Source organism: Rhizobium sp. C104 (assembly GCF_022354505.1).
In the GTDB taxonomy this organism is placed as follows: domain Bacteria; phylum Pseudomonadota; class Alphaproteobacteria; order Rhizobiales; family Rhizobiaceae; genus Rhizobium; species Rhizobium redzepovicii.
The window spans coordinates 469,822-485,198 of sequence record NZ_CP092348.1 but is presented as its reverse complement, the minus strand read 5'-3'; the positions used below and the strand labels follow the sequence as shown (position 1 = coordinate 485,198).

9 protein-coding genes and 3 pseudogenes are annotated in these 15,377 nt (G+C 60.7%); 5 read left to right on the top strand and 7 right to left on the bottom strand.

Annotation, left to right across the window (positions count from 1 at the left end; genetic code table 11):
• Positions 1-205: 205 nt before the first annotated feature.
• The 3 genes and pseudogenes from MF410_RS03405 to dnaG all read right to left on the bottom strand — a co-directional run bounded on the left by MF410_RS03405 (position 206) and on the right by dnaG (position 5,366).
• The gene (locus MF410_RS03405) at positions 206-1,393 is read right to left on the bottom strand and encodes a glycine C-acetyltransferase (RefSeq protein WP_097628155.1); all 1,188 of its coding nucleotides are present in this window, start codon (positions 1,391-1,393) and stop codon (positions 206-208) included.
• Between the two features lie 106 nt (positions 1,394-1,499).
• Positions 1,500-3,365 carry a DNA helicase RecQ gene (recQ, locus tag MF410_RS03400; RefSeq protein ID WP_131711519.1) on the bottom strand — a complete coding sequence of 622 codons (1,866 nt, stop codon included), beginning with the start codon at positions 3,363-3,365 and terminating at the stop codon, positions 1,500-1,502.
• Positions 3,365-5,366: pseudogene (gene dnaG / locus MF410_RS03395) on the bottom strand (DNA primase). The gene recQ and the pseudogene dnaG overlap by 1 nt, the downstream one beginning before the upstream one ends.
• Before the next feature lie 673 nt (positions 5,367-6,039).
• On the opposite strand from dnaG, the gene MF410_RS03390 reads away from it, so the two are divergent.
• Positions 6,040-6,927, top strand: coding sequence for a hypothetical protein (locus MF410_RS03390; RefSeq protein ID WP_097628152.1), 888 nt, complete (start codon positions 6,040-6,042; stop codon positions 6,925-6,927).
• A 109-nt stretch (positions 6,928-7,036) separates the two neighbouring features.
• Here the strand turns inward: MF410_RS03390 and MF410_RS03385 are convergent, their stop codons facing one another.
• A complete protein-coding gene (locus MF410_RS03385) occupies positions 7,037-7,489 on the bottom strand; it encodes a GatB/YqeY domain-containing protein (RefSeq protein WP_049736298.1) in 453 nt (150 codons plus the stop codon).
• A 270-nt stretch (positions 7,490-7,759) separates the two neighbouring features.
• Here MF410_RS03385 and carA point away from each other — a divergent pair.
• Positions 7,760-8,964: pseudogene (gene carA, locus MF410_RS03380) on the top strand (glutamine-hydrolyzing carbamoyl-phosphate synthase small subunit).
• A gap of 259 nt (positions 8,965-9,223) precedes the next feature.
• Here the strand turns inward: carA and MF410_RS03375 are convergent.
• The 3 genes from MF410_RS03375 to MF410_RS03365 all read right to left on the bottom strand — a co-directional run bounded on the left by MF410_RS03375 (position 9,224) and on the right by MF410_RS03365 (position 12,472).
• Positions 9,224-9,850: a class I SAM-dependent methyltransferase gene (locus MF410_RS03375; RefSeq protein WP_097628151.1), complete on the bottom strand. Its 627-nt coding sequence runs from the start codon at positions 9,848-9,850 to the stop codon at positions 9,224-9,226.
• Positions 9,851-10,126: 276 nt separating this feature from the next.
• A complete protein-coding gene (locus MF410_RS03370; protein ID WP_131711518.1) occupies positions 10,127-11,236 on the bottom strand; it encodes a sulfite oxidase in 1,110 nt (369 codons plus the stop codon).
• Positions 11,237-11,653: 417 nt separating this feature from the next.
• Complete coding sequence (locus MF410_RS03365; RefSeq protein ID WP_097626803.1) at positions 11,654-12,472, bottom strand: alpha/beta hydrolase; 819 nt, start codon at positions 12,470-12,472, stop codon at positions 11,654-11,656.
• A gap of 178 nt (positions 12,473-12,650) precedes the next feature.
• On the opposite strand from MF410_RS03365, the gene MF410_RS03360 reads away from it, so the two are divergent.
• The 3 genes and pseudogenes from MF410_RS03360 (at position 12,651) to MF410_RS03350 (ending at position 15,367) form a co-directional block, all read left to right on the top strand.
• Entirely contained in the window at positions 12,651-13,574 is a 924-nt protein-coding gene (locus MF410_RS03360; protein WP_097626801.1) for a LysR family transcriptional regulator, read from the top strand.
• Positions 13,575-14,159: 585 nt separating this feature from the next.
• Positions 14,160-14,821, top strand: a pseudogene (locus tag MF410_RS03355) (hypothetical protein).
• 225 nt (positions 14,822-15,046) lie between these two features.
• Entirely contained in the window at positions 15,047-15,367 is a 321-nt protein-coding gene (locus MF410_RS03350; protein WP_097626798.1) for an antibiotic biosynthesis monooxygenase, read from the top strand.
• The last annotated feature ends 10 nt before the right edge of the window (positions 15,368-15,377 follow it).

Below are 15,377 nucleotides of genomic sequence, written 5' to 3'. Positions count from 1 at the left end.
GGGCGGCTCGGCAGGCCATCAAATCCAATATTGCTTCTCGCTCAACGCTCGAAACGTCGCTTCGCTCCGCCCCCTCATCCGACCCTTCGGGCCACCGACCGGGGTTGCGCCACGGGTCTCAACCCGTCCTTCGGAACTCCCGATGGGGAGAAGAGGGAGCAAGCCGCGCCGGTCTCACGTCAAGCTAAGAAGCAACGCCTCATTCTCAAATCACACCCAATTCCCGCCCTGCCTCGGCAAAGGCCGCAATCGCCCGCTCGACATCCCGCCTCGAATGCGCCGCCGACATCTGCGTGCGGATGCGGGCCTGGCCTTTCGGCACGACCGGGAAGGAAAAGCCGATGACGTAAATGCCCTTCTTCAGCATCAGCCCCGCCATGTCCTGGGCAAGCTTGGCGTCGCCGAGCATGACCGGGATGATCGGATGGCCTTTGCCGGCGAGCGTGAATCCCAGCTTCGTCATCTCGCCGCGGAAGAGATCGGCATTGTCGGACAGGCGTTGGCGCAAGGCGTCACCATTTTCGATGAGGTCGAACACCTTCAGCGAGGCGGCGGCGATGACCGGCGCCAGCGTATTGGAGAACAGATAGGGCCGCGAGCGCTGCCGCAGCCATTCGACGACCTCCGCCTTTGCCGAGGTATAACCGCCCGAGGCGCCGCCGAGCGCCTTGCCGAGGGTGCCGGTGATGATGTCGATCCGGCCCTCGACGCCGCAATGTTCGGGCGAGCCGCGGCCGTTCCTGCCGACGAAGCCGACCGCATGGCTGTCATCGACCATGACCATGGCGCCGTATTTCTCGGCGAGATCGCAGACGCCGCTGAGATTGGCGATGATGCCATCCATCGAGAAGACGCCGTCGGTGGCGATAAGCTTGAAGCGGCTGCCTTCGGCCTTCTTCAATTCCTCTTCGAGTGCTGCCATATCGTTGTTGGCGTAGCGGAAGCGCTTGGCCTTCGAAAGCCTGACGCCGTCGATAATCGAGGCGTGGTTCAGCGCGTCCGAGATGATCGCGTCTTCCTCCGAGAGCAGCGTTTCGAAAAGTCCGCCATTGGCGTCGAAGCAGGAGGAATAGAGGATCGTATCCTCCATGCCGAGGAAAGAGGAAATGCGCGCTTCGAGCTGCTTGTGCTCCTCCTGCGTGCCGCAGATGAAGCGCACCGAAGCCATGCCGTAACCGTAGCGGTCGAGCGCCTGCTTGCCGGCCTCGGCCAGTTCCTCATTGTCAGCAAGGCCGAGATAATTGTTAGCGCAGAAATTCAGCACGCGCTCGCCGGTCGAAATGGCAATTTCGCCTGCCTGCTTGGAGCTGATCACCCGCTCGGATTTATAGAGGCCGGCATCCTTCAGCGCCGAAATTTCGGCCCTGAGATGGGAGAGAAATGGCGAGGTCATGGGCGGCCCTTCCTGATGTTTTTTATAGCTTCCGGGTTAGCATATCGCCATCGGCTTGTCTTGTTCAGCGCCGGGCCGAGATCGGCAGGCACATCGCCCGATCCTTTCAACCGTCATGCGCCAGGATGATCTCCAGGAACGCATCGCCATAACGCTCGAGCTTCGCCTGGCCGACGCCCGATATTGCAAGCAGCTCCTTGCGGCTCCTCGGCTTTTCCGTGGCAAAGGCGATCAGCGTCGTATCGGGAAAGACGACATAGGGCGGCACGCCGAGCGATTTGGCGATCGCCATGCGCTCGGCCCGCAACGCCTCGAACAGAGCGCCGTCGGCGCCCGACAGTCCCGACTTGCGCTCGCTGCGCTCCGCCTTCTTCGTGCGCCGTTCGGAGGCCGGGCGGTCCTTGCGGAAGAACACCTGCCGCTCTTGCTTGAAGACGGCGCGCGCCTCCGGCTCCAGCTTCAGCGCGCCATAGGCTTCGTGATCGACACGGATCAGCCCCATGGCAAGCAGCTGGCGGTAGACGGATTGCCAGGTGCGCGATGGAATATCCTTGCCGGCGCCGAAGACCGGCATATCGACATGGCCGAAACGCTCGGTCTTTTCGTTGACGTTGCCGATAAGCACGTCGATGACGTGGCCGGCGCCGAAGCGTTCACCGGTGCGGTAGATCGCGGCCAGCGCCTTGATCGCCGCTTCCGTGCCCTCCCAGGTCTCGACCGGCTTCAGGCAAGTGTCGCAATTGCCGCATTGTCCGGCATGCGCCTCGCCGAAATGCGCAAGGATCGCCTGGCGGCGGCAGGAAGCGGTCTCGCAGATCGCAAGCAATGCATTGAGTTTGGCGCGCTCGACCCGCTTGATCTCCGCAGCAGCACTGCCCTCGTCGATCATCCGGCCGCGCTGGATGACATCGGCCATGCCATAGGCCATCCAGACCTCGGACGGCAGGCCGTCGCGGCCGGCGCGCCCGGTCTCCTGGTAGTAGGCCTCCACCGAACCCGGTAGGTCGAGATGAGCGACATACCGCACATTCGGCTTGTCGATGCCCATGCCGAAGGCGACGGTGGCGACCAAGCAGAGGTTTTCCTCTTTCAGAAAGGCATCCTGATTGGCGTCGCGAACCGCCCTGTCCATGCCGGCATGGTAGGCAAGCGCGCGTACGCCCTGGCCGTTCAGCCATTCGGCCGTATCCTCGACCTTGGCGCGCGACAGGCAATAGACGATGCCGCTGTTTCCCTTGTGGCCGGACAGGAAGCGCAACAGCTGCTGGCGCGGCTGATCGCGCTCGACAATTTCGTAAGCGATGTTCGGCCGGTCAAAGCTGGTGGTGAAGGTCCGGGCAGCGTCGAGCCCCAGCCGCTCGATAATGTCGTCGCGCGTATGCGGATCGGCGGTCGCCGTCAGCGCCACGCGCGGCACGCCCGGATATTGCTCGCCAAGCTGGCCGAGCGCGCGATATTCCGGCCGGAAATCATGCCCCCACTGCGAGACGCAATGCGCCTCGTCGATCGCAAACAGCGCGATCTTCTCGTTGGCGATCAGCTCGCGGAAACCATCGGTCAGAATGCGCTCGGGCGTCACGTAGAGAAGATCGAGCCGGCCGGCCGAAAGCGCGCGGCGGACTTCGACGAACTCCTCGCGCGACAGTGACGAATTGAGCGCGGCGGCGCGGATCCCGAGCTGCTTCATCGCCTCCACCTGATCGCGCATCAGCGCAATCAGCGGCGAAACGACAATGCCGACGCCATCGCGGCAGAGCGCCGGGATCTGGAAGCATAACGATTTGCCCGCGCCTGTGGGGAAGAGCACCACCGCATCGCCGCCCGATACCACATGTTCGACCACCTGCTGCTGCTTGCCGCGGAAGGAGGAATAACCATAGACCTGCTTGAGAATATCGAGCGGCGCGCGGCCGGCGGAAAACAGCGCGTCGGAGGCGGAAAAGCCCGGTTCGTTCCGTTCGGTCTGCGGCATCAGTGGTTCGCCGCCCCTTTGACGCGGCCGGAGAGCACGCCGAAGCCGTCGATGATCGCCTCCTGGTTCTCAAGCCGCACACCTTCGAAATGCACTTCCTGCTGGGCCCGCATCAGTTGAACGATCGCCTCGCCGTCGCCGGCTTCGGTCGCCAGCGCAATCTCGCGTTCAAGTTCCATCTTCTGCCGGCGCAGCGCCTTTGCCCGTTTATGGAAGGCGAGCGCCTGGCGATAACCCTCACGCGCATCCTCCATCGCCGCCTCCTCGGTTGCCGTCCAGAGTTCTGGCATTGCGCACCTGCTGGTCGAGGTTCTTGATCAGCGGAGCGAAGCCTTCGAATTCCAGCCGTTCGGTCAGATATTCGCGCGTCAGATGCGGGCCGGCGACGGCAGCCGCTGCCCCAAGCACAGCCGACCAGAGCTGCTTCAACTCGCGGCTGTCATAATCGATCGCAGCGATCTCGTCATAATCGTCGATCATCAGCGACGGATGATTGACGATGGTGAGCGCCAGCACACTTTCGCGCAGCGCCGTATTGTCCCTGTGGCCGCGCACCGGGCCTGAGCGGGCGAGCCGGTCGGAAATAAGGCTGGGGCTTTTCGGCCCTGCCTTAACAGCATTGTCGCGGCCAGGCCGGGAATTGCCGCTGAATCCGCGGCGCTCGCCATTGTTGCGGTTCTGAAACTGCGGCTGGAAGAAGACGTTCAGCCGGTCGCGAATATCCTGCTGGTAATGACGGCGCACATTCTCGTCGGCGATGACGGCGACCAGTTGCTTCAGCCGCGCCTCGAGTTCGGCGCGCGCCTCGGGCGTGTCGAACTTGCCGGTATTGATCTCGCGGCTCCACAGCATCTCCGACAGCGGCTTGGCCTGGCTCATCACCTTGTCGAAGGGTGCGCGGCCGTCATCGCGCACGAGATCGTCCGGGTCCTTGCCATCAGGCAAAAGTGCGAAGCGGACGGAACGGCCGGGCTTCAAATGCGGCAGCGCCAGTTCGGCGGCGCGATTGGCAGCGCGAATGCCGGCGCCGTCGCCGTCGAAGCAGAGCACCGGCTGCGGCACCATCTTCCAAAGCAGCTCGAGCTGGTTTTCGGTGAGCGCCGTGCCGAGCGGCGCCACCGCATTCTCGATGCCCGCCTGATAGAGCGCGATCACGTCCATATAGCCTTCGACGGCGATGATGGTGCCGCCGGCATTCTCGTCCTGAGCATCGCCGCGGCCCGGCCCCTGGATAGCGCGGCGCGCGCGGGCGAAATTATAAAGGACATTGCCCTTGTGGAAGAGTTCCGTCTCGTTGGAATTCAGATATTTCGCCGGCGCATCCGATGACATGGCGCGGCCGCCGAAGGCGATCACCTTTTCGCGCGACGAGAGGATCGGGAACATGATGCGGTCGCGGAAGCGATCGTAGGACACCGGTACGTTTTCATGAACAACCAGGCCGCAAGCCTCGATCTGCTCTTTGGTGACGCCCTTGCCGGCGAGGAATTCCTTCAGCGCATTGCGGCTGTCAGGCGCATAGCCGAGACGGAAGGTCTCGATGGTGCGCCCGGTTAGCCCGCGGTCGCGCAGATAGGCGCGCGCCCTCGCCCCATTCGCCGTCTGCAATTGATCCTGGAAAAATTGTGTCGCCATTTCCATGACGTCGATCAGCGAGCCGCGTTCCTTCTCGCGCTTCTCCATCACAGGATCGGCAAGCGGCATCGGAACGCCGGCCATATCGGCGATCTGCTGGACCGCCTCGGGAAAGCTTAGACCCTCAAGCTCGGTGAGGAAGCGGAAGTGGTCACCGGTGACGCCGCAGCCGAAGCAGTGATAGCGGCCCTTCCGGTCCTCGCAGTGGAAGCTCGGGGATTTCTCGCCGTGAAACGGGCAGCAGGCCCAGTAATCGCCGCGCGACACATTGGTCTTGCGCTTATCCCAGCTGACACGGCGCGCAATCACGTTCGAAATCGGAACGCGGTCACGAATATCATCGAGAAAAGTGTTGGAAAAGCGCATTTATACCTCTTGGCCAGCCTCCATATAAGCTGCTTTGCCGCTTCATGCCACGAAACTTGTCACGAAAACCCGCTATTCACAGGCAAGTGCAGCCGTCCTTCGGGGCGTCGGTTATCCAATCAAAAACGCGTTATCGCCCCCTGCGACAGGGTGCGACACTATTGTCTTTCAAGCGTTGAAATTCAACCATGGCAAATGTCTCGGCATGAGTACTGGCCTTTGATGAAGCCAAGGTAAACCGTTTTAAAACAGATGCTTATCACCTGCGTCGATGGCCCAGCCTTATCCTGGCGCCGCCACGCGAGCCTTCGCTTCGAAGCCTCCAAAAACGACGTTTTCGGCAATCATTATTTTTTTGTAATTTGAATAAGCCGCCGCACCGCAATAGGTTCGATCTCAACAAAGCGATCCCCGAGCGAAGCACCATCCCTACCCCCGGCGCCGCTTCGCAAGGGTGCCTTTGCAAATACCCTCCGGCTTGGGCCTCGGCCCTGCGTTTGCCGGCGGAAGCAAAGAGCAAGAAGGCAGGAGCGCCCCCAGCTCCTGCCTTCTTAAATTTTTGGCTTCCCCTGATACAAATTCCCTTTTGAAATTAACCGATTATTGACAAAACCGTTGACAGGCGGGGCTTGCGTGAAAGAAGTATGCGCCGAATTTCCTGGACCTCTTTTACATGGCCTTTACCGCTGAAACTCTTGCAGCAGACGATCGCTTTCTCGCTGCGATCCTGCATTGCGCCGATCAGATGCTCACGATCTATCGTGAGAGCCCGCGCATCGCCTCGATTTTCGCCGCACAACAGCGCTGGCTGATGGCCCATGCCGGCTTTGCGCTTCACTACGGCCAACCCGACGACGGCAAGAGCGGCCTCTATTCCGGCCGCTTCATCGATTTCGCGGTCAGGAACGACATCGCCAGCCGCAATACGGCCGCAGCCTTCATGCAGGAAATGCTGGCCTATCGTTTCCTTCGGCCGGTTCCCGGCCCCGACAAGCGCACGCGCTATCTGGAGCCCACGGAAACTGCCGAGCAGCATTTCACCCGATGGCTCGTCGCCCATCTGACGATCCTCGACAGCCTCGACGGCGGTGAACGCGCCGGCAAGGTCAGCGCCGACCCCTCGGCGATGATGGCAGCGATCCAGCCGCGCATCGCCAGGTCGATCATCGGGAGCGAAGCGGTGCGCAATCCCGGCCCCACCTTCAACCTCTTCAACTGGGCAAATACCGGCGGCCTGGTGATGGACTACCTGATCTCGCGGCTTCCGGAATTTCCTCGCACGGCCGAACGTGTCGTGGTCGGTCCTCTGTCGCTCAGGGAAATCCGCGAACAGTTCATGATCTCCAACACCCACCTGAAGCGGCTTCTGACGCAAGCCGCAAATATGGAAAGCGTCGGCTGGACAGAACCCTCCCGCAAGGGCGACTTCTGGCTGTCAGGCCGCTTCATTCTCGAATATTGGAATTATCAGGCGGCGAAATTCGCCATAATCGATGCTGCAGCCGAAGCGGTGCTCGGGCCTGCGGTCCTAGACGAACCGCAGGCAAGACGCGTGGTCTGAGCCGGCTTAAAGCGCGTCGCGATTTTTCAGATCGCTCCTTGCGCTTTAATCCTTTATTTTGATGCATGTCGTTGTCCCGGAACCGCTGCACACTTCCGGGCGACATGTATTAGCTCAGCAGTTCCTTGACGGTCGCCGACGCCTTGGCGAAATCCATCTGGCCGGCATAACGCTCCTTGAGCGCGGCCATCACCTTGCCCATGTCCTTGGCGCCGGCAGCACCGGTCTCGGCGATGATCGCCGAGACATTGGCGCGCACTTCGCTGTCCGAAAGCTGCTTCGGCATGAAATCCTGGATGACGGTGATTTCGGCGCGCTCCTTGGCGGCAAGCTCCGGCCGGGAATTCTCCTCGTAGATCTTTGCCGATTCGTCGCGCTGTTTCACCATCTTGGCCAGAATCTGCAGGATCTCGTCGTCACTCGCCTGCTCCTTGCCGGTGCCGCGATTGGCAATATCGCGATCTTTGACCGCGGCCTGAATCAGCCGGACGGTGGAAAGCCGCTCCGCATTCTTGGCCTTCATCGCCTCTTTCAGCTGGGTGGCGAGTTGATCGCGCAGCATGGTCTTCACTCCTGTTTTGATGCCGCTTCATAAACCACGCTGATGCGGCGGATCAAATAAATTGCGCGGTCGCCGCGATAAAGCGCAGGAAAACGGCGGCAATCTCCGCTACAAAGATTGACGCTACGCGATTGCGTGGCTATTTACCGCCACCTGCACCAAAATTCGTGATCAGGCCTGAAGCGCGCGGCATTGCCGTGTCCACACGCCTGCGAGATCAAATGGCGACGAGCGCGGCAACGCGCGCCGGCCGCCGGAAACGGGATGAAGATGACCGCGACAGCACCCTGGACAATCGAAAAGCCGACCGCCCTGCTCGTTCTTGCCGACGGCACAGTCATCGAAGGCAAGGGCATCGGCGCCACCGGCAAGGTCCAGGCCGAAGTGGTCTTCAACACGGCGCTGACCGGCTACGAGGAGATCCTGACGGACCCCTCCTATCTCGGCCAGATCGTCACCTTCACCTTTCCGCATATCGGCAATATCGGGACGAATGATGAAGACATCGAGGATCTGACGCCTGCCGCCCGCCACGGTGCCGTCGGCGTCATCTTCAAGGCCGACATCACCGACCCTTCGAACTACCGCGCCGCCAAGCATCTCGACCAATGGCTGAAGGCGCGCGGCGTCATTGGTCTCTGCGGCATCGACACGCGCGCGCTGACCGCCTGGATCCGTGAGAACGGCGCCCCGAACGCGGTCATCGCCCACGATCCGAACGGCGTCTTCGATATCGAGGCGCTGAAGGCCGAAGCCAAGGCCTGGAGCGGCCTCGAAGGTCTCGACCTTGCCAAGATCGCCTCGTCGGGCCAGTCCTCGCAATGGACCGAGACGCCGTGGGTCTGGAATGAAGGGTATGGGGAACTCGCCGCAGCGGACGCGAAGTACCACGTCGTCTGCCTCGACTACGGCGTCAAGCGCAACATTCTGCGGCTGTTTGCCGGTCTCGACTGCAAGGTCACCGTCGTGCCGGCCGCAACGAGCGCCGAAGACGTGCTCGCCATGCAGCCGGACGGCATCTTCCTGTCGAACGGCCCGGGCGATCCGGCCGCAACCGGCGAATATGCGGTGCCCGTGATCAAGACCCTTGTTAAGACCGATATCCCGGTCTTCGGCATCTGCCTCGGCCATCAGATGCTGGGGCTCGCCCTCGGCGCCAAGACCGAGAAGATGCATCAGGGCCATCACGGCGCCAACCACCCGGTCAAGGATCATACGACCGGCAAGGTCGAGATCGTCTCGATGAACCACGGCTTCGCGGTCGACTCGAAGTCGCTGCCCGATGGCGTTGAAGAGACTCACATTTCACTTTTCGACGGCACCAATTGCGGCCTGCGCGTCCTCGGCAAGCAGGTCTTCTCCGTCCAGCACCATCCGGAGGCCTCCCCGGCCCGCAGGACAGCCACTATCTCTTCCGCCGCTTCATCAACATGGTGCGCGAGAAGAAGGGCGAACCGGCACTCGCCGAACGCTGATTTCAAGAACTGCCGATTTCGCAAAGGCCCGCCACTAACGTGGTGTGGAATCTCTTGAATCTTGAAGACAGCAATGAGAGGAAGGACCGCTATCTGCCGAAGCGGTCTTTTTTCGTTATAGAAGAATAAGGCTGCTTTGCGCCTTCATATCGACCACAGAGGCGATCTTTGCCTTCGCCCGGGAGCAGAGCAGACATTGGTGACCATCTAAAGTTCATAGTCGCGCCACATGCGGCCATTCCCTCAAGGTCTGTGTGCCTCACGCCCGGCTCGCCCGAACGCTCAACCACCGATCATGAGGCCTTCCGACGCACCGACGTACCTCGCTGACGATCCAGCCGGCGTCGGTGAGTTCGGACCGCAGGGCAGGTTCGCGCCAGTACGTCTCGACGTAGTGCCGCGGCGCTGCAGCACCGCCGTGTGTGGACACATCCTCGCCGTCGCCCTCTCTAACCGAGGCGTGCAGTCGGCCACCGGTCCGGGTCGCCTCGGCAAGCCGTCCAAGCACCGTACCGAAATCATCGCGCGCGACGTGAATCAGGCAGGCACAGGCCCAGATCCCGTCGTACGCTGTGCCAGGACGCTGCGGGTCGGCCAAGTCTTCGGTCAGCGGGTCCAACAGGTCGGCCGCGAAGCCACTCTCGCGAAGCAGTTCGACGAAACCTTTCGAAATGTCGGTGCGCCGGACGCTAATCCCCCGCTTCTCAAGCTCAAGTGCATCTCGCCCGCCACCGCTTCCGATCTCCAGCACCCTGCCCGAGCCACCCAGCCCGGTCACGAACACATCGATCTCGGTCGCGACCCATTCGGGCATCGCCGCGGCCTCGGCAGCGTACTCCGCCGCGACTGTATCATAGGACCGCACGGTCTCCCGGTCGGTGCTCATCCTAGTGTTCCTCCTTCAAGAGAAGAGGCTCGATGAGCGAGAGGCCCATCAGCCCGTTGCGCCTTTCACACTTCGGCAGTTGGTGACATCGCGGGCGATTTGCTTCCAAAGTTAACAGAAATGCGATCAGAGGCACCACCGATCGATTGCCGATGCTGCCGGGCGGCAATGCGCCCTTATAATGGTCATCGAGCCGCCCGTCGCTATTGCTGCTGACGCAGTGACAACGCGGGTCGCAGTTGCGCCAAAAGCCGCCATTCCGCCCCATGCGGGTGATTAGATCACGAATTCCTCCTCGTACGTCTGTGGCTGGGGAACGACCGCAACCTCCACCGGAACGATCCAATTGGCGGCGTAGCTCTCGCAGTCGGATCGCTGGAGGTCAGGCTGCACGCCCCCCGCCCCATCGATCGCGCGACAGCGCAGGATATATCGCCCCACTTCTTCAGGGGTCCACATGTACTCCCACAAGCGCCATGCAAAAGGACGTTCCGTTTCGAGGAGCCTTCCCTCGCGCCAGCCCCTGCCATCTCCGGTGCAGACCTGCACCTGCCGGATAGCAGCCTCTCCGCTCCAGGCGGCTCCGAAAATCCGATACGGTTGGCCGGCGACGAGACGCGCCCCCTGCACGGGACGCGCGATCTGCGCTTTGACCTCCATCTCCGCAAGGGGGACCAGCCTTGGTTCCCCGAGGCTGCGCTCCCAACGGAAATAGTCGCGCGCCTGCCAGTAGCCAAGGAACGGTTGCTCCACAACCGTGATATCAGTGATCCACTTGACCCAAGCCATGCCGAACCAGCCACCCACGACCGCGCGTAGAGGGTAGCCGTGATCGCGCGTCAACGGCTCCTCGTTCATCGAATAGGCAAGGATCGTGCTGTCGGCGATGGCCTTCTCAAGCGGTAAACTGCGCGCAAAAGCGATGGGGCCGGGGGAGGCCGTTTTCTTGTTCGCGTCGACGACGCCGCTGTCTGCACCTATGAGGAGAACCTCACGTGCGGTTCGCTTAACGCCCGCCATTTCCAAAATCTCGCGCAGAGGAATACCTGTCCACGCGGCATTGCCGACGGCTCCGTTCTGCCACTGCAACCCTTCCTTCGGCGGCTCATAGTAGACGCGCCCATTCCCCGCACACTCGACGACGGCGGTCAAAGTCGTGCTCCGCATCGCCTTGATGCTGTCGAGGTCAAGTTCGATCGGCCGCTCCACCGCCCCGCCAACGCGCAATCTCCAGTCTCGGGCATCGAGGTCCGGCGACGGGAAATGGTTTCGCACGAAGAACAGCTCGGTTGGGATCAGCCAATCGGAGAGCGACGCAAACGGAAACTCGATATTCTCAGGGGATTTCTGTCGAACTATTAGACTGGGTTGCTCTGGTGTCGGCATCGTCCTCGTCTCCCCCTTCCAAGAGCATAACGTTGGCACTCGGTCGCGCGAATTCCGCTTCGATCACACCGCCCCTCGCAGTGCGTCTGTCGCGTTCCGTCTTCGGCCGCATTCTAGCACATACCGCACGTTCCTCGGATCGACCTCGAACGGCAGCGACGGACACCCCCGCTCTTAATTCCTAGATGTCGAAGCCGAGACGCCGAGCCATTTCGGCCGGTGGAGTCATCGGCCACCGCAACGTAAAATTTAAGCGCGGCAAGTTGCATTTTTCACGACGCGCCAAGCAAATTGCCACACTCGGAAGCCCCCTCCGGGAACGCTCCACGTACCAGCACCAACAGGTGTCACCCGGCACTGCCGGGTGACAGATCGTCCTGACGACGTTGGATGAAGGCCGCGGTCCGGTCGATGTCGTCAAGACCTGACGAACGAGAGCAGGTCGGGGTTGAGGACATCTGCATGTGTGGTCAGCATGCCATGGGGGTAGCCCGGATAGGTCTTCAGCGACCCGTTCTTGAGCAGGTCGACCGCACGCGGCACGGAACTTGCGAAGGGGACGACTTGATCGGCCTCGCCATGCATCACCAGCACCGGCACGGTGATCTTCTTGAGGTCTTCGGTATAATCTTCGAGCCAAGAGGCGACAGTCGCATAGTGAGCGAGAGCACCGCCGGCCATGCCCTGGCGCCACCAGTTCGCAATGATCGCCTCCGAAGGCTCGGCCCCGTCGAGGTTGTAACCGTAGAACGGGTTCTCAGGGACGAACCGGAAGAACTGCGACCGGTTGCCCAGCACGCCCGCGCGGATCGCTTCGAACCACTCCGGCGGCTGGCCGGACGGGTTTTCCTCGCTCCGGTACATGTTCGGCGTCAGGGAAGCGACCAGTACCGCCTTCGCGACGCGCTCCGGGTGGCGGGCGACATAGCGAGCCACCTCACCGCCACCTGTGGAGTGGCCGATGTGGATCGCGTCGCGCAGGTTGAGGTGCGCGGTCAGGGCCGCGAGGTCGGCAACCCAGTGGTCCATGTCGTTGCCGGTGCCGGGCTGGTCGGACCGGCCGTGGCCTCGCCGGTCGTGGGCGATCACCCGGTAGCCGTGGCCAAGAAAGAAGGTCATCTGGGCGTCCCAGTCATCCGCCGACAGCGGCCAGCCGTGGCTGAAAACGATCGGCTGGCCTGAGCCCCAGTCCTTGTAGAAGATTTTTACGCCGTCCGTTGTAGTAATTGTAGGCATCGTGTCGCTCCATCTGCCCTGTTAAACATTCGTTTTTCGATACAGCTGATTGCGAAATACCTCCGGTGAGGCGTATTCGATCATATCTCAAAACTGCGACGTTGACTAAATCCCCTCTTTATCAAGGACAAATACCTTGTACGTTCGAGCTATGCCTTAGATGTATAGCGAGGACCGGATGGAACTCAGGCATTTGCGCTATTTTGTTGCTGTTGCGGAAGAGGGAAGCTTGCTGACCGCAGCCGAGCGGCGGCTACACACTTCCCAGCCCTCACTCAGCAGGCAAATTCGCGATCTGGAAACCGAAATCGGTGTAAAACTGCTGGAACGGCAGCCGCGCGGCGTGGCGCTCACCGCCGCCGGTAAAGTGTTTCTTGATCACGCGCGGCTGGCTTTGTTGCAAGTCGAGGCGGCTGCGGAAGGGGCCCGGCGGGCAGAACGGCCGGAAAAGCAGTCGTTCACTATCGGTTTTCTCGCAGGACAGGAGGTCGTGTGGCTACCCCATGCATTGCGCATTATTCGTGAGGAAGCGCCGGAGGTTGAAATCATACTGTCCAGTCAGTCTTCCCCGGACCTTGCTCTGGCACTGATGCGAGGCAAGCTGGACGTCGCTTTCCTTCGCCCCGAGACGCAGAGTGTTGGTGTGTCCTTCAAGTTTTTAGCCAAGGAGCCACTGATCGCCGTACTGCCGGCGGACCATCGCTTGACGTCGCGCAAAAAGATCCGGCCGCAGGATCTTGCCCGCGAAACTTACGTCAGTTCGGCTAGAATTTCTCCCGTATTGCAATCCGTGATCCAGGATTACGCGGCGGAAATCGGGATCACACTCAAGGCAGAGTACGAAGGTGACGGCCTGCCATCAGCAATGTCGCTCGTCGTGTCTACGGGTGGAATAACGCTTATTCCGCTTTATGCGCAAAATATGCTGACGCCAAATGTCGTTGCCAGAGCACTTGAGGGTGTGCCTCCGACAATTGATCTCACCTTGGGATACAACGATTCAAATTCCTCACCTTTGCTCCGCCGATTTTTGGCTCGTTCTGATGAACTAGTCGCCAACGTGCAAAATCAGAGCATCATCCGCTATGCTGAAATTCCATAGTAGAGATCAAGCTCATGCGATTTCTGCTTGTTGGCGTGCTCCCGAATTTTGTTCAGCATTCTCGAATTTCGGGTATCGACCCATCTCGACTTTTCCAATCGAGGAGCGCGAGGCAAAAGTGGACGGCAGGCTTCACCACTATCAGAGGTCGACACAATTCAAAGGCTGTGACAGCAGTTTTGTGGGCAGGAGCTAATTGTTTGCAAACAGTGCGCGCAGTAGCGACAACACGCCTGCCCCATTCGCATCGCTTTAGCCCGCGGTCGGTGGCGGTGTGGGGTCAAAGACGCGCTGGTGAGTAACTCAAGGCCATCACACCGCCCGCCTCGCACCCTCCATTGCGGCCGTCAAGTAGATCGAACTTTGGTCCTGGAAGTGCCGCCCTGCAGCGCTAGCAATGCCAGTCTTGAGCCGTTGCCAAGACGGCGAACAGTCATGCAACTTTCTCCTCTTGGTCGCGCAGAAGTTCCAAATTCACCATCTGCGAGGTATCATTCGGAGGCACATTGGGCGGGATATTAAATTCGCACGCCTAAGCGAGAATACAGGAGTCGGCCGATGACGCGCATTCGCAGGACGTCCGACATGGGCGCGACCTCTCGCCCGAGAACCACTGGCCTGCGGCAATTCCTCGACCTTGAGCAGCAGCGCGATTGGATAGCGGGCAAGATCGACTTGCCGGACACGGGCGACCGATTAGAGTCCCTGGAACAGCGCTTCAAATATGTCGCTCGATTTGAGAAACTGCTTAGCCGCCCGCAAGCAGGGGAAGTCCTGGAGATTCTCAAGCTATACGGTCCAAACTGCATTCCGATCCTGCGCAAGACCGAGCGCTACTACTGGTCGGTTTCCTGTCTGCCGTCGACCTCGGACAAGCCGCTCGTACGCGTCAATGCGAGCTGGATGGAGCTTTTTGCGCTCTATGCCCAAGACGAAGATATCCGCTCCCGATTCATCGTGCATCTTTCGGATTTCACCACAGATCGTTCAGCCACGCCGAGCCGAGTCGACGAACCCTTTCTCGAGCAAAGCGTCGCGATGCCAGAGCACATCAGCTATTTCTTCCCGCGTGGTGCGGACATTTTCGGCATCAATGTGCGTGGCTCTGTCTCGATCCGCAAATTCCTCACTAACCGCCGCGTGTTGCGTGCCATTCGGACGTTCAACTTGACGCATATGAACCGGGGCGGAACGCCTACCAGGCGAGCCACTGCTACAGCGTGGCGGATTACATGCAGGCAGATTGAGGGGTTCTTCAGGAAGCGCCATCCTGGCTAACTCCCCGTCGCGTCCCCATTTCGCGAGGTCGAAAAGACAACGGAGGCGTACTTGAACTCTGGAACACGACGGCTTCAGGAAGCGGGCGCCCCGCAATTCCAAGTTAGTGACCGGACGTCTTCGCTTCCATATTGACCTCAACCACACTTGAGGAATTACAAACTCCCGAAGACATCTGATTCAGGGGAAAATGGATGAGCGGAGCTTTCTTTCGTGTCGACAAATTCGTCGTGCCGGCTGCGGCACGCGAGGAATTTCTCGTCAAGGTGATGATGACCCACAAGCTGCTGGAAGCGCAAGAAGGTTTCATCGATCACAGGGTATTGGAGCAGGTCGCCGGTCCCGGCGAATTCAATTTCGTCACCATTGCCGAATGGGAAAATACCGAGGTCGTCGAACGCGCGCGGGCAACCGTCGCGGCCGCCCACAAGGCCGCCAATTTCGATCCGCAGGAGATGTTTGCGCGTCTCGGCATTCGCGCCGATATCGCCAGCTACAAGCCTGTCGCGGCTTAAAATAACGCTG

Excerpts from the sequence above, each read along its gene's own strand:
- MF410_RS03390 (WP_097628152.1), top strand. The coding sequence starts at position 6,040 with ATGGCCTTTACCGCTGAAACTCTTGCAGCAGACGATCGCTTTCTCGCT.
- MF410_RS03385 (WP_049736298.1), bottom strand. The coding sequence starts at position 7,489 with ATGCTGCGCGATCAACTCGCCACCCAGCTGAAAGAGGCGATGAAGGCC.
- MF410_RS03360 (WP_097626801.1), top strand. The coding sequence starts at position 12,651 with ATGGAACTCAGGCATTTGCGCTATTTTGTTGCTGTTGCGGAAGAGGGA.
- recQ (WP_131711519.1), bottom strand. The coding sequence starts at position 3,365 with ATGCCGCAGACCGAACGGAACGAACCGGGCTTTTCCGCCTCCGACGCG.
- MF410_RS03375 (WP_097628151.1), bottom strand. The coding sequence starts at position 9,850 with ATGAGCACCGACCGGGAGACCGTGCGGTCCTATGATACAGTCGCGGCG.
- MF410_RS03350 (WP_097626798.1), top strand. The coding sequence starts at position 15,047 with ATGAGCGGAGCTTTCTTTCGTGTCGACAAATTCGTCGTGCCGGCTGCG.
- MF410_RS03370 (WP_131711518.1), bottom strand. The coding sequence starts at position 11,236 with ATGCCGACACCAGAGCAACCCAGTCTAATAGTTCGACAGAAATCCCCT.
- MF410_RS03365 (WP_097626803.1), bottom strand. The coding sequence starts at position 12,472 with ATGCCTACAATTACTACAACGGACGGCGTAAAAATCTTCTACAAGGAC.
- MF410_RS03405 (WP_097628155.1), bottom strand. The coding sequence starts at position 1,393 with ATGACCTCGCCATTTCTCTCCCATCTCAGGGCCGAAATTTCGGCGCTG.